The sequence below is a fragment of the Gordonia neofelifaecis NRRL B-59395 genome (genome assembly GCF_000192435.1).
Classification (GTDB): Bacteria; Actinomycetota; Actinomycetes; order Mycobacteriales; family Mycobacteriaceae; genus Gordonia; species Gordonia neofelifaecis.
Genome location: NZ_AEUD01000010.1, coordinates 25265 through 44933, shown reverse-complemented (window position 1 = coordinate 44933; position 19669 = coordinate 25265). Strand labels below are relative to the sequence as shown.

Genomic DNA, 19669 nt, shown 5'->3' with positions numbered 1-19669 from the left:
TCAGGTCCACGCTAATACACGACCCTGGTCGTCCGCTGAACGCCGTCCGCCGGACGAATCACCAGCGGTGCGCGCGTCCCTGCTCGGCGTACCAATCGATGAGGGCGTAGTCGTCGACCGACTTCGGATCGACGTTGACCTCGCTGCGACCGGCCAGAATCGCGGTGACCGGCACCTCGAGCTTCTTCCCGGTGCGCGTGTGCGGGATGCCCGGTGCGACCACCATCTCGTCCGGCACGTGCCGCGGCGACAGTCGTGTCTTGATCTCGGCGGCGACACGCGCGGACAGCTCATCGGTCAGTTCGGCGCCCGGGACGAGGGTCACGAAGAGTGGCATCCAGTACTTGCCGTCGGGTCCGTCGACGCCGAGGACGAACGCCTCCGCGACCTCGGGGATCCCCTCGACGACCTCGTAGATGTCCGCCGACCCCATGCGGATGCCGTGCCGGTTGAGCGTCGCATCGCTGCGACCGTGGATCACCAGCGACCCGCGGTCGGTGACCGTGACCCAGTCACCGTGCCGCCACACCGGCTTCACCGGCTCGTCGCCCTCCCACTCATGTGCGAAATACGCCTTGCGGTACCGTTCGCCGTCCGGATCGTTCCAGAAGCGCACCGGCATCGACGGCATCGGTGCCGTCACGACCATCTCGCCGACCTCCCCGACGAGCGGCTGTCCGCTGGGCGACCAACTCTCGAGCGCGACGCCGAGATAGCGCGCCGACAGCTCGCCCGCGACCACCGGCACCCCGGTGGTACCGCCGGCGAAGGCGCTGACCACGTCGGTGCCGCCGCTGATCGACGAGATCGGCAGACCTGCTCTCACATTCTCGTCGACCCACCCGAAGAGGTCGGCAGCGAGCGTCGACCCCGTGCTGCCCAGCAGCTTCAGCGAGGACAGATCGTGGTCGACGCCGGGATGCAGCCCGGCTTTGCGCGACGCCTGCAGCTGCCCCGGACTGGTTCCGAAGAACGTGACGTGCTCGTCGGCGACGACCCGCCACAGTCGATCGGCGTCCGGGTACAGCGGCGATCCGCTGTAGGTGACGATGGTCGCACCGACCAGCAGCCCGGCGACCTGGTAGTTCCACATCATCCAGCTGAGCGCCGTCTGCCAGAAGAACACCGAGCCCGGTTCGAGGTCGGACTGGATCGCCGCGCTCTTGAGATGCTCGACGACCACGCCTCCGTGTCCGTGCACGATCCCCTTGGGCCTTCCGGTGGTTCCCGACGAGAACAGCACCCACAGCGGGTGGTCGAAGTCGACCTTCACCGGATCCGGAACGCCCGTCTCGTCCGCGACGATGTCCGACCATCGCTGCGCGGCGGCGTCGCCCGGATCACCGACCATGATGTGCGCGACGTCGTCGCCGAGCAGGCCGGCGAGTGCGACCGAATCGGCACGCTTGTCGACGTCCTTGCCGTTGTAGCGGTAGCCCGCTGCCGAGACGAGGGCCTTGGGCTCCAGTTGAGCGAGCCGTCCCGCGGCGCCCTCGGGCGCGTAGTCCTGACCGCAGCCCGACCAGATCGCGCCGAGCGACGCGGTCGCGAGGAAGGCGATCACCGCCTCCGGTACGTCGGGCAGGTAGGCCGCGACGACGTCCCCGCGCTCCACGCCGGCGTCGCGCAGCGCCTGCGCGCCCGCCGCGACCCGAGTCGGAAGCTCCGCCCAGGTGACCGCGGATCTGTTCCCGTCCTCGTCCAGCCCGACGATCGCCTCGCCCGGCTGCCCGGCGTGTCGAAGCACCGCGTCGACGTAGTTCAGTCGCATCCCCGGGAACCAGACGGCGCCCGGCATCGAGTCGTCGGCGAGGACCGCGTCGTCACCGGCCGCCGGCGAGGATTCGGCGATCTCGTCGAGCGCGAAGAAGTCCCACACGGTCCGCCAGAAGGTCGGCAGGTCGGTGACCGACTGCTGCCACACCTCGTCGTACGAGGTCAGCGGTCGCCCGACCGCGTCGGAGAACTGCGCCGCGAAGCGCTCGAAGACCGTCACGAACCCAGCCCCAGGAACTCGATCGACCGCTCGCGCATCTCCACCTTCCGGACCTTACCGGTCACTGTCATCGGGAACTCATCGACGACGTGCACGTATCGCGGGATCTTGTGCCGCGAGATGTTGCCCGCGGCGAACTCCCGGATCGTCTCGGCCGTCATCGGCTGCGCACCCTCGCGGACCCGGATCCAGGCCATCAGCTCCTCGCCGTACTTCTCGTCCGGCACGCCGATCACCTGCGCATCAACGATGTCGGGGTGCGTGTAGAGGAACTCCTCGATCTCACGCGGGTAGATGTTCTCGCCGCCGCGGATCACCATGTCCTTGATCCGCCCGGTGATCCGGACGTAGCCGTCGTCGCCCATCACTGCCAGGTCGCCGGTCGCCATCCAGCCGTCGGCGTCGAGCGCGTCGGCGGTCTTCTCGGGATCGTTCCAGTACCCCTTCATCACCGAGTAGCCGCGCGTGCGGAACTCGCCGGTCTCTCCGCGCGGCAGCGTCTCACCGGTGATCGGATCGGCGATCTTGATCTCCAGATGCGGTCCGACGCGGCCCACGGTCGCGACGCGGAGGTCGAGGTCGTCGTCCATGCGAGTCTGTGTGGAGACGGGGCTGGTCTCGGTCATTCCGTAGCAGATCGAGACCTGCGACATGTTCATCTCGCCGATCACCCGGCGCATCACCTGCTCGGGACACGGTGAGCCGGCCATGATGCCGGTCCGCAGCGACGACAGGTCGAACGTCTCGCCGTGCGCAGAGGGCCCGCTCGCTTCGCTCCCGGCGCCCGAATCGAGCAGGGCCAGCTCGGCGATGAACATCGTCGGAACGCCGTACAGGCTGGTGCAGCGGTACTTCTCGACCGCGGCCAGCGCGGTCTTCGGGTCGAACGCCGGCCCCGGGATCACCATTGCGGAGCCGAAGGCGATGGCCGCGAGATTGCCCATCACCATGCCGAAGCAGTGATAGAAGGGCACGGGCAGGCAGATGCGGTCGGCCTCGGTGTATTCGAGCAGCGCGCCGACGAGATACCCGTTGTTACCGATGTTGAGGTGTGTCAGGGTCACGCCCTTCGGCGAACCCGTGGTGCCCGACGTGTACTGGATGTTGATCGGGTCGTCGGCCCGCAGACCGGCCGCGATCTCGGCGACCTGCGCCATCTCCTCGTCCGACGGTGCCTCGAGCATCTGGGTGAACGTCGCCGACTCGAAGAGGACCACCTCGCGCAGATCCGGCGTCTGGTCGCGGACGTCGTCGAGCATCTGCGCGTACTCCGAGTCGCGGAACCGCTCGGCCGCCAGCACCAGCGAGGTCCCGGACTGCTTGAGTGCATAGGCGAGCTCGTGGCGCCGGTACGACGGGTTGATGACGACCAGGATCGCGCCGATCTCGGCGGCGGCGAACTGGGTCAGCACCCATTCGAAGCGGTTGGGAGCCCACAGTCCCACGCGGTCGCCGGGCGCCACCCCGTGTCGCAGCAGTCCGGCCGCAAGCGCGACGACGTCCCGGCGGAACTCGGCATACGTCCAGGTCCGGTCGACGGCGGCGTCGATCAGCGCGTCGGAGTCGGGGTACTTCGCCGCGGTCGCCGCCAGGGTTGCGCCGATGGTCTGCGTGAGAAGCGGCGGGTCGGTCTCACCGATCGCATACGAGGGAGCGGCGGTGCTTCCGGTCATGATGTCCTCCGTGTGTGAGTGAATCTGAAGTCGAGGTGGCGACGAGGCCGGAGCCGGCGGATCCGACAGGGCATCGGTCAGCCCTGCGTGACCCGCGCCAGGATCGCCCTCGCCTGGGCGATGAGCGGGCCGTCGATCATCTGACCGTCGACGGCGAACACGCCGCCCTCGTGGGCGACCGCCCCGTCCATCACCTTCCGCGCCCATTCGACGCGGTCGGCGGACGGCGCGTACCCGGCGCGGATGTGTTCCACCTGGCTCGGATGGATGCACGCCGTTGCGGTGTAGCCCTGCGCGACGGCGTCGCGGACCTCGGCGACCAGCCCGTCGACGTCGGCGATGTCGATGTGCACGGCGTCGATGGCGGCGACCCGGAAGGCCGCGGCGGCCAGTCGCACCCGTGCCCGAACGTGCCGGGCGACGTCGCGGTAGGCGCCGGTGTCCGGCTCGTCGTCGTCGAACCGGCTCGACGTACCGCCCATCCCGGCGGCGAGGTCCTCGGCACCCCACATCAGACCGACGCAGTTCGGCGCGGCGGCGATCTCCTCGACGCGGACCGCGCCCAGCGGTGTCTCGATCAGCGCGATGGTCGGCAGTCCGTGCGCGGTGATCTGGGCGGCGGACTCGACCTTCGCCTGCATCACGACGCGGTACGCGGTGGACTGCACGGCGTCGAGGTCGCGCCGATGCTCCGGGGTGTCGGCCGGATTGATCCGCACGATCACACGGTCGGCGGCCACCGGATTCCCGATCAGGGCCTCGCGCGCCTGCGCCTTGTTGACCGCGGCGACGGCGTCCTCCAGATCGAGGATCACCACGTCGGAACGGTCCAGGGCCTTGGCGTAGCGCTCCGGGCGGTCGGCGGGACAGAACAGCAGCGCCGGCCCGGCCGGAGTCCAGGTCTCCACACTCACCGCTGCTCCCCCTCGGGCCGGACGCGGACGAGAGTCGACCGCGCGGCGCGCGCCACGATCACGCCGTCCTGATTGCGGCCGACGTGCGTGAGGTCGACGATGCCCTCCCCGGGCCGCGACTTACTGAGCCGCTTGCCGGTGCACTCGGTCTCTCCGTAGAGCGTGTCGCCCGCGAACATCGGTGCGGGAAAGGCGATCTCGTGGAAGCCCAGGTTGGCGACGAGCGTCCCCTGGGTCAGCTGCGCCACCGACAGGCCGACGATCGTCGACAGCGTGAGCATCGAGTTCACCAGCCGCTGACCACCGAATCCCGGCTGCGTCGCCGACCACGCCGCGTCCAGATGGAGCGCCTGGGTGTTCATCGTCAGCGTGGTGAAGAAGGTGTTGTCGGCCTCGGTGATGGTGCGTCCGGGACGGTGTTCATAGACGGTGCCGACCTCGAACTCCTCGAACCAGAGGCCGCGCTGGGTGATGCGCTTGACGTCGTCGCCGGTCATGCCGCGGTCGCCGCCCTCGCCCGGGGTCATGCCGGCAGTCCCAGCGCGCGGGCGATGAGCATGAGCTGCACCTCGGTGGTGCCCTCGCCGATCTCGAGGATCTTGGAGTCGCGGTAGTGGCGGGCCACCGGATACTCGTTCATGAAGCCGTAGCCGCCGTGGATCTGTGTCGCCATCCGAGCGTTGTCCATCGCGGCCTCGGAGGACACCATCTTCGCGATCGCGGCCTCCTTCTTGAACGGCTGCCCGGCCAGCATCTTGGCCGCCGCGTCGTAGTACGCCATGCGGGCGACGTGAGCGCGGGCCTCCATCCGGGCGATCGCGAACGACACCGACTGGAACTCGGCGATGGCCTTGCCGAACGACTTCCGCTCGCGCGCGTACTTGATCGACTCGTCGACGCAGCCCTGGGCGACGCCGGTCGCCAGACCCGCGATGGCGATGCGGCCCTCGTCGAGGATCGACAGGAAGTTCGCATAGCCGCGGCCGCGCTCGCCGAGCAGATTCTCCCGTGGGACGCGGGCGTCGTCGAAGCTGAGCGGATGGGTGTCGGACGCGTTCCAGCCGACCTTGTTGTAAGCGGGTTCGGCGGTGAACCCGGGGGTCCCCGACGGCACGATGATCGTCGAGATCTCCTTGCGGCCGTTGTCACGCTGACCCGTCACCGCGGTGACGGTGACCAGCGAGGTGATGTCCGTGCCGGAGTTGGTGATGAACTGCTTGCCGCCGTTGATGACCCACTCGTCGCCGTCCTCGCGCGCGGTGGTCGCGGTGGCGCCGGCGTCCGAGCCCGCTCCAGGCTCGGTGAGACCGAAGCCGGCGAGCTTGCGACCCGCGAGCAGGTCGGGCAGCCAGGTCTCCTTCTGCTCCTGCGTGCCGAACCGGTAGATGGGCATGGCGCCGAGTCCGACGCCGGCCTCGACGGTGATGGCGACCGACTGGTCCACCTTGCCGAGTTCCTCGAGCGCCAGGGCGAGTGCGAAGTAGTCGCCGCCCATGCCGCCGAACTCCTCGCTGAACGGCAGACCGAACAGGCCCATCTCGCCCATCTGGGCGACGACCTCGTACGGGAAGCTCTTCTCCTCGTCGTGCTTGGCCGAGACGGGGGCCACCACCTGCTGCGCGAAATCGCGCACCGTGTTCACCAGGTCGGTGTATTCCTGCGTCAGTTCCATGGGGTGTGAGTTCCTCTTCATCGGTGTGGTCTCGCCGAGCCGTGCCCGGCGGATTCGTTGGTCGGGAGGTTCAGTCGGCGGCGCGGACGTGCGCGAGCCGCTGCTGCGCGTCCACCTTCTCGCCGACTCGGACGGTGATCGACGCTTCGCCGTCGATCGGTGCTCGCAAGGTGTGCTCCATCTTCATCGCCTCGACGACCACGAGCGGATCGCCCGCCGCGACCGTCTCACCGTCGACGCCGGGGACCGCGACGACGGTGCCAGGCATCGGGCTGACGATGTCGCCCGCGGCATCGCCTTCATCGTGCTCCGAGAGGGCGCGGACCGTGTGCAGAATCCAGGTTCCCGGCTGCCCGGACACCCACCGCCGACCGCCGTGCGCGTCGACCGCGATCTCCCAGCGACGACGACGGCCGTCGAGCACCAGGTCGAAGACGCCGTCGGCCACCCGCCGCAGTCGTACCGGAGCATGCCAGGGCTCACGGTCGGAGTCGTCGTAGGACACCGTGACGTCGGCGTCGAGGATGCCGGGTGCGGTGCCGGTGATCTGCGCCGACACCGTGTAGCGGTGGCCGGACTCGGCGAGCCGCGCGACCACCGGCGACGGCGCGCCGATCCGGAAGCCCAGCGCCGACGACCACAGGTCGTTCGGATCGCCGAGATCGAGGGCACCGAGGGTGCCCGCGACGAGTGCTCGGGGATCCGGCGCCTGGGCGGCGTAGTCGACGGCGATCCGGTCGAGCAGTTCGGTGTCGAGCACGCCGTCGCGCACTTCCCGCTGAGCGAGGACGTGTCGGCAGAAGTCGATGTTGCTGACGACCCCGAGCAGCCGGGTCTCCGACAGCGCCTCGTCGAGGCGATCGAGAGCCTCGACACGGTCGGCGCCGTAGGCGATCACCTTGGCGAGCATCGGGTCGTAGTCGCTGCCGATCACCGAGCCCGTGGCGATGCCGCTGTCGACGCGGACGCCGGTGCCCTGGCCGGGGACGGTCGAAGCGGTGCGCGGCCACGACAACCGCTCGACGGTGCCGCCGGTCGGCAGAAAGCCCTGCGCCGGATCCTCGGCGTAGACGCGCGCCTCCACGGCGTGCCCGGTGAGCACGATGTCGTCCTGGGTCAGCGACAGCTTCTCGCCGCGCGCGATGCGCACCTGCTGCTCCACCAGGTCGACGCCGGTGACCATCTCGGTGACCGGATGCTCCACCTGCAGCCGGGTGTTCATCTCCATGAAGAAGAAGTCCTCGGGTGCCGCCGCGGAGACGATGAACTCCACGGTCCCCGCGCCGGTGTAGCCGACGCTGCGGGCGGCGTCACACGCCGCGGCGCCGATCCGGGCCCGGGTGGCCTCGTCGAGCAGGGCCGACGGCGCCTCCTCGATGACCTTCTGATGGCGGCGCTGCAGCGAGCATTCGCGCTCGCCGAGGTGGATCACGTTGCCGTGCTCGTCGGCGAGGATCTGCACCTCGATGTGCCGCGGGGTGAGGACGAAGTGTTCGAGGAACAGCGTGTCGTCGCCGAAGGCCGACGCGGCCTCGCGCCGCGCCGTCACCAGTGCTTCGGCCAGGCCGGCGGGTTCCTCGACGCGGTGCATGCCCTTGCCGCCGCCGCCCGCGCTCGGCTTGATCAGCACCGGGAATCCGACGCCCTCGGCGGCGTCGATGAGTTCCCGGTCGGACAGGCCCGGGCGCGAGATGCCGGGAACCACCGGCACGTCGCGCTCGGTGACCGCGTCGCGGGCGGTGATCTTGTCGCCCATCGTCGCGATGGCGGAGGCCGGCGGACCGATGAAGACGATGCCCGCCTCGGCGAGGGCCTCGGCGAACTGCTGGTTCTCCGACAGGAAGCCGTAGCCGGGGTGGACGGCGTCGGCACCGGTCAGACGCGCCGCTTCGATCACCTTGTCGATGCGGAGGTAGCTCTCCGTGGCGGCGGCGGGACCGATCCGGACCGCCTCGTCCGCGGCCTTGACGTGGGGAGCATCCGCGTCGGCGTCCGAGTAGACGGCCACCGAGGTGATGCCCATGTCGTGCAGGGTCGCGATCACGCGGCAGGCGATCTCGCCGCGGTTCGCGACGAGGACCTTGCGGATGCTGCGGGTACGGGTGTCAGTGGTGTTCACGTGTGTTTGCCTCACATCCGGAAGACGCCGTAGGCGGGGTCGGTCAGCGGAGCGTACCGGCAGGCCTCGAGGGCCAGCCCCAGCACGGTGCGGGTGTCGGCGGGGTCGATGATCCCGTCATCCCACAGCCGCGCGGTCGAGTAGTACGCGTCCGACTGACGCTCGAACTGGTCGCGGATCGGCTGCTTGAAGGACTCCTCCTCCGCGTCGGACCACGTCCCTCCGGACCGCTCGATGCCGCCACGCCGGACGGTCGCGAGCGTGTCCGCGGCCTGCGGTCCGCCCATCACCGAGATGCGCGCGTTGGGCCACATCCAGAGGAAGCGCGGCGAGTACGCCCGGCCGCACATCGAATAGTTGCCCGCACCGAACGAGCCGCCGATCATCACCGTCAGCTTCGGCACACGCGCGCAGGCGACGGCGTTGACCATCTTGGCGCCGTTCTTGGCGATGCCGCCCTCCTCGTACTGGCGGCCGACCATGAAGCCGGTGATGTTCTGCAGGAAGATCAGCGGGATGCGGCGCTGGTCGCAGAGTTCGATGAAGTGCGCGCCCTTGAGCGCCGACTCGCTGAACAGCACTCCGTTGTTGGCGACGAACCCGACCGGGTGTCCGTGGATCTTCGCGAACGCGGTCACCAGCGACGTGCCGTAGCCCGCCTTGAACTCGGTGTACTCGCCGCCGTCGGAGAGGATCTCGATGACCTCGTGGACGTCGTACGGAATGCGAGGATCGGTCGGGACCACATCGTAGAGGTCCGACTGATCGCGCTGCGGCGCCCGCGTCGGCACCGTCTCCCATTGCGCGGGCTCACGCGGTCCCAGCGTCGCGACGATCTCGCGGACCTTCGCGAGGGCCTGCTCGTCGTTGTCGACGAGATGGTCGGTGACACCGGAGACCCCGGAGTGCATCGCCCCGCCGCCGAGTTCCTCGGCCGTCACGTCTTCGCCCGTCGCCGCCTTCACCAGCGGCGGACCGGCCAGGAAGATGGTGCCCTGATTGCGCACGATGACGTTCTCATCACTCATCGCCGGGACGTACGCGCCGCCCGCCGTCGACGAACCGAGCACCGCCGAGATCTGCGGAATGCCCGCGGCGCTCATATTCGCCTGATTGAAGAAGATGCGCCCGAAGTGCTCGCGGTCCGGGAACACGTCGTCCTGGTTGAGGAGCATCGCGCCGCCCGAGTCGACGAGGTAGATGCACGGCAACCGGTTCTGCGAGGCGATCTCCTGCGCGCGCAGGTGCTTCTTCACCGTCACCGGGTAGTACGTGCCGCCGGAGACCGTCGCATCGTTCGCGACGATCATGCACTCGCGGCCGTGGATCCGTCCGACACCCGCGACGACGCCCGCAGCGGGAGCCTTCCCGTCGTACATGTCGTACGCGGCGAGCGGCGCCACCTCGAGAAAGGGCGATCCCGGGTCGATGAGCGCGTCGATCCGGTCCCGCGGAAGCAGCTTGCCTCGCGAGAGGTGGCGCTCTCGCGCCTTCTCGCCGCCACCCTGCGCCGCGTCGAGCAGGCGAGTCCGGAGCACGTCCACATTGGCGTGGTGCGCGTCTGAAGAGGTTGTCGACGTCATGCCGGCCTTTCAGTTAGCTTTCATTAACTGAAATACACAATAGGTGACGCAGGCCGCAGCCGCCAGTGATTGTGCGATGTCCGCGGTTCGAGTCCCGATCAGTGGGCCCCACCCTTTCGGGGTCGACGCGCTCGCCATAACGTGCGCGTATGACTTCAGAAATCACGTTGTCCACAGCGGAGAGGCTCGAGGCGATCGAGGCCATCAAGTGGACGTTCTCCGAACGTCTGCGCTGCATGGACGCCAAGGAGTGGCACATCTACCCGACGCTGCACACCGACGACATGGTGTCCGAGACCTGGGGCGGACTGCCCGAGGACAAGCAGCCCGACACCGACGGGGAGGCGAACCACGTCGTCGGCCCCGAGGCGCTGACCGCCGCCATCCGCGGACTCCTCGACGGAAAGTTCCCGGTCACCACCGTGCACCAGGCGCACACCCCGCAGATCGTCCTGACCTCCGACACCACGGCCACCGGCATCTGGGCCATGGAGGACATGCTGTGGTGGACCAACGGCGACCACGAGGAGCACCTGCACGGCTACGGCCACTACCACGAGCGGTACCGCAAGGTCGGCGACAAGTGGCTCATCAGCTACCGCACCCTGGTCCGCATCCGCGTCGACCAGACTCCCGGCTTCTTCGACATGATCGGCAAGCTGTGACCACTCTGCTCTCCCCGTTCACGGTCCGCGGCCTCACGGTCGCCAACCGGATCGTGATGTCACCGATGACCCGGCAGCGCTCCCCGCTCGGCGTCCCGGGCGCCGACGTCGCCGAGTACTACCGCAAGCGCGCCGAGGGCGGCACCGGCCTCATCGTCACCGAGGGCATCGCGATCGACCACTCCTCGTCGGTCGACAGCCCCGACGTCCCGCGACTGTTCGGCGACGACGCGCTCGCCGGATGGAAGGCCGTGGTCGACGGCGTCCACGCCGAGGGCGGACGCATCGTCCCGCAGCTGTGGCACGTCGGACCGCTCTGGGGTGCGATGACCGAGGTCGACCCCGACGTCACCCCCATGCGGCCGTCGGGCCTGTGGGGCACACCGGGCACCACCGCGTATCCGCAGGAGTACATCGAGCGGTCGTTGCCCGCGGTCCGCGCGATGACCGACGAGGACATCGACGAGGTCATCGCCGCTTACGCCACGGCGGCGCGCAACGCGGCCGAAGCGGGATTCGACGGAATCGCGCTGCACGGCGGACACGGCTACCTGCTCGACGCCTTCATGTGGTCGGACACGAACCGCCGCACCGACCGGTGGGGCGGTGACGCCGCCGGTCGTGCCGCGTTCCCGGCCGCGGTCGTGCGGGCGATCCGCGCGGAGATCGGCCACGACCTGCCGATCTTCTACCGCTTCTCGCAGCACAAGCAGCAGGACTACAAGGCCAGGATCGCCGAGACCCCCGACGAACTCGGCGTGCTCCTCGGCGCGCTGGCGGACGCCGGCGTCGACGTCTTCGACGCCAGCATCCGCTACTTCAACACCCCGGCGTTCGAGGGCAGCGATCTGACGCTGGCCGGCTGGGCCAAGAAGCTGACCGGCAAAGCCGCAATGGCGGTCGGCAGCATCGGCATGCCCAAGGGTGCGGCGTCGGCGGCGATGACCGCGCACGGCAACAACACCACCGACACCAGCGTCGCCAACGATCACACGATCGACGACGCCGCCGACCGCGTCGAGTCCGGCGAGTTCGACCTGGTCGCCATTGGCCGTCTGCACCTGTCGAATCCGGACCTGGTCGCCAGGATCCGCGACGGTCTCGATCCCGTGGAGTTCGACCGCGACCGACACGAGGCGAACCTGCACTGATCAGCGTCGCTGGTCGAGCGAGCCACCCTCGCGCTGGTCCCCTCGCTGGTTGAGCGCAGCCCTCCGTTGGTTGAGCGAGCGCAGCGAGTCGAAACCCCTGCCACACGGGCTGAGTCCCAGCCCCGGTGCAGATGGTTTCGACTCGCTGCGCTCGCTCAACCGACGAGGGTCGCTCGTGCGCAGATGGTTTCGACTCGCTGCGCTCGCTCAACCGACGGGGGGCGCCCGCTCAACCGACGGGCTCGCTCACCCCTCCAACGCGCCCATCGCCATGCTCGTCAACAGGCCGCGCAGCCGATCGCGGGGAAACTCCGGCAGGCGAGGCGACGAGTTCAGCAGTCCGAACATCGCGTGGATCCGGACCCGTGCCTCGACCGCCTCGAGTTGGACGCCTCGGTCGGACGCGTGCTCGATCAGCACGCTCACCCACACCTCGACGTACCGTCGCTGCAACGACCGGACTCGATGCCGGGCCGCGTCCGACAACGACCACAGGTCGCGGTCCTGCACGCTGATGAGATCGGGACGACTGACGAGCACATCGATGTGGAACTCGATGAGCCGCCGCAAGATCTCGGCCGGAGTGCCGCCCTCGGCAGCGGCGGCCACGCCGCCGTCGTGCAGCCGCTCGCTGACGTCTACGAGGATGGTGTCGAGCAGCTCGGACTTCGACTCGAAGTGGCGATACATGGCCGGACCGCTGATGCCGACTGCCGCGCCGATGTCCTCCAGCCGAACGCCGTTGTAGCCACGCTGCGCGATCTGCCGTGCGGCGGCCTCAAGGATCTCTACCCTCCGGGCGGCTTTCGCCTGCTCACGGCGGGTGGCCGGACGTGGAGGCGGAGCGATTTCGGAAGACATGACCTCACCGACTCTACCGCCCGACTCGGATCCTCCCGGCGCGATCGGCCTCCGGCTCGGACGCCGCCCAGCGGTCCACCGCCGCGACGACGTCGTCCAGCGTCCTGACGATCTCGTCGACGATGCCGAGGGCGTGCAGGTCCCGGGCCCAGATGTGCTGCGACCGCGCCAACTGCGGCGCATGAGCGACGTCGCCGTGCATGATGATGCTCGCCCCCTCCGGCGGCAACGGCGAGAGCCACGCGTCTGCCGCCGCGATCACCCGGTCGGCAGGGAACATCGCCAGCGCCGCACCTCCGGTCCCCTGACCGAGCAGGATCGACGCCGTCGGGATCGGTGCCGCCAGCAGCTCCGCGGTGCAATGCGCGATCTGGCGTGCGAGACCGGATTCTTCTGCAGCCGCGGACAATTCGCCGCCGCTGGTGTCGACCACGGTGACGAGCGGGTAGCGCCACCGCACCGCGAGTCCGACCGCACGTCGCGCGACTCGCAGGTCGTCGGCGGAGACGAGGCGGCCGTCGGCTTGGGCGCGGCGGTCCTGTCCCACCACGACCACCGGCCGGCCGCCGACCGACGCGAGGAAGATCCGGACCGCGCCACGGCCGGCGAGGCGCACGGCACCGAGATGTGCCACCAGTTCGGCGAGCCCGACGCGTCGCTCGTCTCGGGTCGCGGTGACCGCCGACCACGCGTCGTCGACGACCTCGGCGAGCGGCCCGGCCATCGGTGTACGCGGTCCGGCCACACCCGACAGGACCGAGAGCACGACCGCCAGCCGCTCCCCGAGCAACTGGGGAACGAAGACGTCGTCGATCAATCCGAGGCGATGGAGGTTGTCCGCGGTCTGCACCCCGGCCGGGAAGTCCCGCCCGTAGATGCCCGCGTACACCTTGGGCCCGAGGAATCCAGTGAGGGCGCCGGGCTGCGCCCAGGTGATGTCACCCAGCGAACCCCAGGAGGCGAACACTCCGCCGGTCGTCGGATGCCGCAGGTAGACCAGGTAGGGCAGGCCCGCCTCACGATGTTCCACGACCGCCGCGGTGATCGCCGCCATCTGCAGGAACGCGGGCGTCCCCTCCTGCATGCGGGTCCCTCCCGAGGCCGGGAATGCCAGCAGCGGCAGTCGCTCGGCGGTCGCGCGCCGGACGGCCGACACGATCCGAGCACCCGCGACAGCGCCGATGGAGCCTCCGGCGAAGCCGAACTCGCTCACGATCAGCGCCACCGCTCGACCACCCGCTTCACCGCGACCTGTCGACACCGATTCCGGTTCGGCCGTCTCGTCCCACGACAGCCACGTTCCATCGTCGATCACCGATCGGATCATCGCCACAGCATCAGGCCGGTCAGCTCGCATACGACCGATGATGCCTCACGACTCAGAACGGATAGCACCATCTCTGCGGAATGGGGATCACCGCGTCGATCGTCGCACAGACGAGGAAGCACACCGATCCGGTGCAGAACATCGGTGGCGGCGGTGCGGCGACCGGCGCGGCGGACGCCGCCGGCGCACCGACGATGACGAGAACGATTCCAACCGCCGATGCGGCGATGGCGAGCGTGATTCTGCGGATCATGGCAAGCCTCCAATCCACGTGGACTGCCTTCGGCAAGCGCTCTGCCTTCGACGCTACGACGGCCCGACGGCACAGTCCAGGGGCGGACGTCGGCTAGACGGACGGATCCTCGCCCGTGCCTGCGACGATGAGATCCGAGCGAATCAGTATCCCCGCGGCGGCCCCATCGGTCCGGGCCGGAACGGCTCGGGCGGCGTCGGCGCCATCCCGTCGAGGACCGCGGCGACGGCGAGCAGTGCAGCCTGAATGAAGCCGACGGTCAACGCGACGTAGGCGCCGGCGCCCAGACTGAGGAACGGCGGCAGCCCGAGCGCACAGACGAACAGTCCCAGCCAGCCGAACACGGCGAGGAAGGCCAGGTAGGGCAGGAATCGCCGCCACTTCGGCGCGATCAGGCCCGCCGCGGCGACGCCGATCGTGCCGAGGAGCAGGAAGAACCAGCCGGGGCTGAGGATCAGCGAAGGGCTCAGATAGGCCGGGATGTCGAAGCTGCCGTTCATGTCCGCGGCCCAGTCGTCGGCCTTGCGCTCGATCGTCTCGGACACCGTCACCCAGCCGAGGAAACCCATGAAGAACGTGACGACGCCCGCCACTGCCGAGCCCAGAGCCAGGATCACCGGCATCGGGAGTCGGGACAGCAGGGGCGGCCTGGCAGGCTGCGGATATCCCGGCGCACCGTACGGGCCGGCAGGCGGCGGGCCGGGCGGCAGCGGTCCGGTGGGTGCGGCGGGCTGCGGCGCATAGCCGGGCATCGGATTCGCAGCGGTCCACTGCCCGGTCGTCGACGCGGGGTCGCTGCTCTGCCCGATGGTCGTCGTCGCGTCCGGGTCCGGTTGACCTGGGTATTGCGGGTTCGTCATGTCCGTATCTAACCACTCGGGTCCGACAACCGGCGGTGGTCGCGAGTCCGGTGTCCGACGGTTGAACGACCCCGCCGCGGATCAGCCCTCGGTGTAGACCACCTTGGTCCGGAGCACGGCGTCCTGCAGCGACATCCGCCGCGGCGAGAAGACCACCCAGAACAGCCCCACGGGGAAGAACACGTAGGTCACGGACCGCAGCACGATCTGCACGAAATGCATGGGCTCGCCGCTCACGCGCACCACCCGCAGTCCCATCAGGACGTTCCCGACGGTCCGCCCGGTCATGGACCAGCAGGCCACCAGGTACACGACGGCGATCGCGATGAACCCGGTCGTGGTGAACCACCAGCTCACCTGTGGGAACGCGAAGTTGGTGACGTCCATCGTGAAGAGCACGAACGCGGTCCCGAGGTATCCGAGTCCGAGCACCAGGAACACCAGGACGGTGTCGATCACGGCCGCGATAGCTCGGGTGACGATCCCGGCCGCCCGCGGCGCCGCCGGCTGCCGCTCAGTCATCGTCCGACTTACGCCGCAACACCCGGTTCACGAATCCCTCGACCGCGTCGTCGGCGCGTTCGCTGCTGGTCCGGACGTCCGAGATCATCTCGGTCGTCACCGTCGAGCTCGCGTCGCGCACGATCGACGACAGGTCGACGCCGTCGATCACCCGGTTGCCGACGACCACCAGATCGACGTTGGCGAGCACCTCATCTAGGTCGATGGACCCGACGGCCTTGTTGAGATCGACGCCCGCGACGACGGCGTCGATGTCGAGCTTCGCGAGCACCGGATTGAGATCGAGCTTTGCGAGCACCGGATTGAGGTCGAGTCGCGCGAGAATCGGCCCGAGATCGATGCCGTCGAGCACCTTCTGCAGGTCGACGGTCTCCAGGAGCGCGTTCAGATCGAGCCGCTCGACGACGGCCTGCAGGTTCACCTCGCGCAGTACGCGGTCCAGGTCGACGGCGGCGAGCAGTACCTCGGTCAGATCGACTTCCTCGGTGAGGAACTCGATCGCCTCGGACAGCACTCCTCGGATGACCGCGCGGGGAACGCCCATCACCCGATTCACGGTGCCCGAGACCAATTCGTTGATCACTCGTTGATTATGGCTGAACGCGAAAAGCCCCGGGGCGGCATTGCTGCCGCCCCGGGGCCGGGGTTCGCTCGATCGTCCGACCGCGGGGGCCGGAGTCCGATCAGAGTGCGTCGAAGAGCTCGCGCGCCAGTGCGGCGGTCTCGCTCGGGGTCTTGCCGACCTTGACGCCTGCGGCCTCGAGGGCCTCCTTCTTGGCGGCCGCGGTGCCGGAGCTGCCGGAGACGATGGCGCCGGCGTGGCCCATGGTCTTGCCCTCCGGAGCGGTGAAGCCCGCGACGTAGCCGACGACCGGCTTGGAGACGTTGGCCTTGATGTAGTCGGCCGCGCGCTCCTCGGCGTCGCCGCCGATCTCGCCGATCATCACGATCAGCTTGGTCTCCGGGTCCTTCTCGAACGCCTCGATGGCGTCGATGTGGGTGGTTCCGATGACCGGGTCGCCGCCGATGCCGATGGCGGTCGAGAAGCCGAGATCACGCAGCTCGTACATCATCTGGTAGGTCAGGGTGCCCGACTTCGACACGAGACCGATCGGGCCCTTGCCGGTGATGTTGTTCGGGGTGATGCCGACCAGGGCCTCGCCCGGCGTGATGATGCCGGGGCAGTTCGGGCCGATGATGCGGGTCTTGGCGCCCTTCTCGACGTTGTACGCCCAGGCGTACGCCGAGTCCTGCACCGGGATGCCCTCGGTGATGACCACGAGCAGCGGGATCTCCGCGTCGATGGCCTCGATGATGGCGTCCTTCGAGAAGGCGGGGGGCACGAAGGCGATCGAAGTGTCGGCCCCGGTGGACTCCATGGCCTCGGCAACCGACGCGAACACCGGCAGCTCGACGGCGTTGCCGTCGGCGTCGACGTGCGACACGGTGGTGCCTGCCTTGCGAGCGTTGACGCCGCCGACGACGTTGGTGCCGGCCTTCAGCATCAGCGCGGTGTGCTTGGTGCCCTCGCCGCCGGTGATGCCCTGGACGATGACCTTATTGTTCTTGTTCAGGTAGATCGACATGACTCTTCTTCGTCTCCTACTTGTTCGCCAGCTCAGCGGCCTTGTCGGCGCCCGAGTCCATGGTGTCCGCCAGGGTCACCAGCGGATGGTTGGCGTCGGCCAGGATCTTGCGACCCTCTTCGACCTTGTTGCCGTCGAGGCGGACCACGAGGGGCTTGCTGGCGGCGTCGCCGAGCTTGGCGAGCGCGCCGACGATGCCGTTGGCGACGGCGTCACACGCGGTGATGCCGCCGAATACGTTGACGAAGACGCTCTTGACCTGCGAGTCACCGAGGATGACGTCCAGGCCGGCCGCCATGACCTCGGCCGACGCGCCGCCGCCGATGTCCAGGAAGTTGGCGGGCTTCACGCCACCGTGGTTCTCACCGGCGTAGGCGACGACGTCGAGGGTCGACATGACCAGACCCGCACCGTTGCCGATGATGCCGACCTGTCCGTCGAGCTTGACGTAGTTGAGGTCGTTCTCCTTGGCCTTGAGCTCCAGCGGATCCGTGGCGTCCTTGTCCGCGAACTCCTCGTGGCCCGGCTGACGGAACTCGGCGTTCTCGTCCAGGGTGACCTTGCCGTCGAGGGCCAGGATCTGGTCGTCCGGGGTACGGACGAGCGGGTTGACCTCCACCAGCGTGGCGTCTTCGGCGACGAAGACCTCCCACAGCTTCTGGATGGTCACGGCTGCGGCGTCGAGAACCTCGGCGGGCAGGTGGCCCTTCTCCGCGATCTCACGCGCGAAGGCCAGGTCGACACCCTTGACGGCGTCGACGGCGATACGAGCGAGCCGGTCCGGCTTGGTCGCAGCGACCTCTTCGATCTCCATGCCGCCTTCGACCGAGCACATGGCCAGGTAGGTGCGGTTGGCGCGATCGAGCAGGAAGGAGATGTAGTACTCCTCGGCGATGTCACTGGCCTCGGCGACGAGGAGCTTCTTGACAACGTGGCCCTTGATATCGAGCCCGAGGATGTTTTCAGCGTGCGTCTGTGCGTCATCAGGAGTCGCGGCGTACTTGACGCCACCCGCCTTGCCACGGCCGCCGACCTTGACCTGCGCCTTGATCATCACAGGCTTACCGATTTCCTCGGCGATCGCCCGCGCATCGGCGGCAGTGTCAGTCACCCGACCTGGTGTGGTGGGTACTCCATGCTTGGCGAACAGTTCCTTCGCCTGGTATTCGAAGAGATCCATTCAGCTCACCATCTGAAGTAATGTTCCGCCCGCTTCGGTGTAACGCGGGCCATAGGCGACTCTAAACCCCCGACCCGGTCGCATCCGAACGCGGCCCCATCCTTGTGCGACATATCACGCGCTACTCGCCAGTAACCCCGTATGCACCGAAGATGTTGCCGCTGAGCAGCCAGAATGAGGACGTCACGGAAAGACGCGGTGGACTTAGCGCCGGTGGTTCGTTACCGTCATTGAGGTTGATAACGACGAGGTCACGACAAGCGGACCGCCGTGGCGGCGGTAGCGCAGAGGGATTGAGGTGAACGACTTGGCAACACGGAGCCTTCTCGACCGTGATGGCACTATCGCCCGCCAAGACGATTCCGCATCCCTCGAAACCCCCGTGACCCGCGACTTTCCGCTCCCCTCCCGTGATCTCCGACTCGGACTCGGCTCCGGCGACCTCGACAACGACACCGTCAGCACCACCGAGATCCTGATCACCCGCGATTCCTCGGACGAGGCCGACGCCGCTCCGGCAGTCGCCGCCGAGCCGGAGCGGAACAAGCCGAAGCATCGACTTCGTGCCCCGTCGTCGGCCCTCCGCGCCCGCACCGCACTGTTCGCGATCGCTGCAGGCGCCACCGCGATGGCGGTCACCGGTTCGGCCTCCGACGGGCAGTCGAGCCCGATCGCGCAGGCGCCAGCCGAGCCGGCACCGGTCGACGGCTCGAATGTCGCGCCCGTCGCGAACGTCTCGTCGGACGACACCGGTCCCGGTGTGGTCGGATCGTCGTCGCAGGCAGATCTGAGCGACTACTCGACCCAGCTGAAGCAGGGCGTGAACATCGCCAAGGAGCAGGCCGCGGCCATCGCCGCCAAGCAGAAGCCGCTCGTCACGAGCCCGATCCCGATGGGTGTCTACCAGCTCACGTCGGCGTTCGCGCCGCGCTGGGGCACCTTCCACGGCGGCATCGACATGGCTGCTCCGCTCGGCACTCCCATCCACGCCGCGACCGACGGCGAAGTGGTCGACGCCGGTCCCGCGTCCGGCTTCGGCAACTGGATCCGCCTCAAGGCACCGGACGGCACCATCACGGTCTACGGCCACATGGCCAGCTCCGGCGTCCTGGTTCACAAGGGCCAGCAGGTCACCGCGGGCGACGTCATCGCCCTCGTCGGCTCGGAAGGTCAGTCCACCGGCCCGCACCTCCACTTCGAGAAGTGGATCAAGGGCCCGGGCGGCGCATACGTGAAGATCGACCCGGCCATCTGGCTCGCCAAGGTCGGCGTCCGCCTCTCCGCGCTGACGGGCTAAACGCGCACTC

18 protein-coding genes are annotated in these 19669 nt (G+C 68.6%); 3 read left to right on the top strand and 15 right to left on the bottom strand.

Annotation, left to right across the window (positions count from 1 at the left end; genetic code table 11):
- Positions 1–58: 58 nt before the first annotated feature.
- The 7 genes from SCNU_RS12160 to SCNU_RS12130 all read right to left on the bottom strand — a co-directional run bounded on the left by SCNU_RS12160 (position 59) and on the right by SCNU_RS12130 (position 9957).
- A complete protein-coding gene (locus SCNU_RS12160; protein ID WP_009679678.1) occupies positions 59–1996 on the bottom strand; it encodes an acetoacetate--CoA ligase in 1938 nt (645 codons plus the stop codon).
- Complete coding sequence (locus tag SCNU_RS12155) at positions 1993–3669, bottom strand: AMP-binding protein (protein WP_009679677.1); 1677 nt, start codon at positions 3667–3669, stop codon at positions 1993–1995. Before SCNU_RS12155 ends, SCNU_RS12160 begins: the two co-directional genes overlap by 4 nt.
- A gap of 77 nt (positions 3670–3746) precedes the next feature.
- Positions 3747–4583, bottom strand: coding sequence for an HpcH/HpaI aldolase/citrate lyase family protein (locus SCNU_RS12150; protein WP_009679676.1), 837 nt, complete (start codon positions 4581–4583; stop codon positions 3747–3749).
- On the bottom strand, positions 4580–5110 hold the full coding sequence (locus tag SCNU_RS12145) for a MaoC family dehydratase (protein ID WP_009679675.1): 531 nt from the start codon (positions 5108–5110) through the stop codon (positions 4580–4582). The genes SCNU_RS12150 and SCNU_RS12145 overlap by 4 nt, the downstream gene beginning before the upstream one ends.
- A complete protein-coding gene (locus SCNU_RS12140; RefSeq protein WP_009679674.1) occupies positions 5107–6255 on the bottom strand; it encodes an acyl-CoA dehydrogenase family protein in 1149 nt (382 codons plus the stop codon). The genes SCNU_RS12145 and SCNU_RS12140 overlap by 4 nt, the downstream gene beginning before the upstream one ends.
- 70 nt (positions 6256–6325) lie before the next feature.
- Complete coding sequence (locus SCNU_RS12135) at positions 6326–8374, bottom strand: acetyl/propionyl/methylcrotonyl-CoA carboxylase subunit alpha (protein ID WP_009679673.1); 2049 nt, start codon at positions 8372–8374, stop codon at positions 6326–6328.
- A gap of 11 nt (positions 8375–8385) precedes the next feature.
- Positions 8386–9957 (bottom strand): carboxyl transferase domain-containing protein, encoded by a 1572-nt coding sequence (locus tag SCNU_RS12130; RefSeq protein ID WP_040518324.1) that lies wholly within the window; start codon positions 9955–9957, stop codon positions 8386–8388.
- Positions 9958–10106: 149 nt separating this feature from the next.
- On the opposite strand from SCNU_RS12130, the gene SCNU_RS12125 reads away from it, so the two are divergent.
- Together SCNU_RS12125 and SCNU_RS12120 are read left to right on the top strand one after the other, a co-directional pair.
- On the top strand, positions 10107–10622 hold the full coding sequence (locus SCNU_RS12125; RefSeq protein WP_009679671.1) for a nuclear transport factor 2 family protein: 516 nt from the start codon (positions 10107–10109) through the stop codon (positions 10620–10622).
- 56 nt (positions 10623–10678) lie between these two features.
- Positions 10679–11773 (top strand): oxidoreductase, encoded by a 1095-nt coding sequence (locus SCNU_RS12120; protein ID WP_238526440.1) that lies wholly within the window; start codon positions 10679–10681, stop codon positions 11771–11773.
- 246 nt (positions 11774–12019) lie between these two features.
- Here SCNU_RS12120 and SCNU_RS12115 read toward each other — a convergent pair whose 3' ends face one another.
- The 8 genes from SCNU_RS12115 to sucC all read right to left on the bottom strand — a co-directional run bounded on the left by SCNU_RS12115 (position 12020) and on the right by sucC (position 18362).
- On the bottom strand, positions 12020–12634 hold the full coding sequence (locus SCNU_RS12115) for a TetR/AcrR family transcriptional regulator (RefSeq protein ID WP_009679669.1): 615 nt from the start codon (positions 12632–12634) through the stop codon (positions 12020–12022).
- Positions 12635–12647: 13 nt separating this feature from the next.
- Complete coding sequence (locus tag SCNU_RS12110) at positions 12648–13961, bottom strand: carboxyl transferase domain-containing protein (protein ID WP_083812602.1); 1314 nt, start codon at positions 13959–13961, stop codon at positions 12648–12650.
- A 52-nt stretch (positions 13962–14013) separates the two neighbouring features.
- Positions 14014–14214: a hypothetical protein gene (locus SCNU_RS20630; protein ID WP_009679667.1), complete on the bottom strand. Its 201-nt coding sequence runs from the start codon at positions 14212–14214 to the stop codon at positions 14014–14016.
- A 143-nt stretch (positions 14215–14357) separates the two neighbouring features.
- Positions 14358–15074, bottom strand: coding sequence for a DUF5336 domain-containing protein (locus SCNU_RS12100; protein WP_009679666.1), 717 nt, complete (start codon positions 15072–15074; stop codon positions 14358–14360).
- Between the two features lie 81 nt (positions 15075–15155).
- On the bottom strand, positions 15156–15596 hold the full coding sequence (locus SCNU_RS12095) for an RDD family protein (protein WP_009679665.1): 441 nt from the start codon (positions 15594–15596) through the stop codon (positions 15156–15158).
- Positions 15589–16179, bottom strand: a complete 591-nt coding sequence (locus SCNU_RS12090) for a hypothetical protein (RefSeq protein WP_009679664.1) — start codon at positions 16177–16179, stop codon at positions 15589–15591. The genes SCNU_RS12095 and SCNU_RS12090 overlap by 8 nt, the downstream gene beginning before the upstream one ends.
- Positions 16180–16279: 100 nt before the next feature.
- Positions 16280–17182, bottom strand: a complete 903-nt coding sequence (gene sucD, locus SCNU_RS12085) for a succinate--CoA ligase subunit alpha (protein ID WP_009679663.1) — start codon at positions 17180–17182, stop codon at positions 16280–16282.
- Positions 17183–17198: 16 nt separating this feature from the next.
- Entirely contained in the window at positions 17199–18362 is a 1164-nt protein-coding gene (gene sucC, locus SCNU_RS12080; protein ID WP_009679662.1) for an ADP-forming succinate--CoA ligase subunit beta, read from the bottom strand.
- Between the two features lie 382 nt (positions 18363–18744).
- Here sucC and SCNU_RS12075 point away from each other — a divergent pair, with 382 nt between their 5' ends.
- A complete protein-coding gene (locus tag SCNU_RS12075) occupies positions 18745–19659 on the top strand; it encodes a M23 family metallopeptidase (protein ID WP_009679661.1) in 915 nt (304 codons plus the stop codon).
- The last annotated feature ends 10 nt before the right edge of the window (positions 19660–19669 follow it).

What these genes read in the sequence shown, in the direction of transcription:
- SCNU_RS12155 (WP_009679677.1), bottom strand. Translation starts at nt 3,669, where the DNA reads ATGACCGGAAGCACCGCCGCTCCCTCGTATGCGATCGGTGAGACCGAC.
- SCNU_RS12145 (WP_009679675.1), bottom strand. Translation starts at nt 5,110, where the DNA reads ATGACCCCGGGCGAGGGCGGCGACCGCGGCATGACCGGCGACGACGTC.
- SCNU_RS12140 (WP_009679674.1), bottom strand. Translation starts at nt 6,255, where the DNA reads ATGGAACTGACGCAGGAATACACCGACCTGGTGAACACGGTGCGCGAT.
- SCNU_RS12130 (WP_040518324.1), bottom strand. Translation starts at nt 9,957, where the DNA reads ATGACGTCGACAACCTCTTCAGACGCGCACCACGCCAATGTGGACGTG.
- SCNU_RS12125 (WP_009679671.1), top strand. Translation starts at nt 10,107, where the DNA reads ATGACTTCAGAAATCACGTTGTCCACAGCGGAGAGGCTCGAGGCGATC.
- SCNU_RS12120 (WP_238526440.1), top strand. Translation starts at nt 10,679, where the DNA reads ATGTCACCGATGACCCGGCAGCGCTCCCCGCTCGGCGTCCCGGGCGCC.
- SCNU_RS12115 (WP_009679669.1), bottom strand. Translation starts at nt 12,634, where the DNA reads ATGTCTTCCGAAATCGCTCCGCCTCCACGTCCGGCCACCCGCCGTGAG.
- SCNU_RS12110 (WP_083812602.1), bottom strand. Translation starts at nt 13,961, where the DNA reads ATGATCCGATCGGTGATCGACGATGGAACGTGGCTGTCGTGGGACGAG.
- SCNU_RS20630 (WP_009679667.1), bottom strand. Translation starts at nt 14,214, where the DNA reads ATGATCCGCAGAATCACGCTCGCCATCGCCGCATCGGCGGTTGGAATC.
- SCNU_RS12100 (WP_009679666.1), bottom strand. Translation starts at nt 15,074, where the DNA reads ATGACGAACCCGCAATACCCAGGTCAACCGGACCCGGACGCGACGACG.
- SCNU_RS12095 (WP_009679665.1), bottom strand. Translation starts at nt 15,596, where the DNA reads ATGACTGAGCGGCAGCCGGCGGCGCCGCGGGCGGCCGGGATCGTCACC.
- sucD (WP_009679663.1), bottom strand. Translation starts at nt 17,182, where the DNA reads ATGTCGATCTACCTGAACAAGAACAATAAGGTCATCGTCCAGGGCATC.
- sucC (WP_009679662.1), bottom strand. Translation starts at nt 18,362, where the DNA reads ATGGATCTCTTCGAATACCAGGCGAAGGAACTGTTCGCCAAGCATGGA.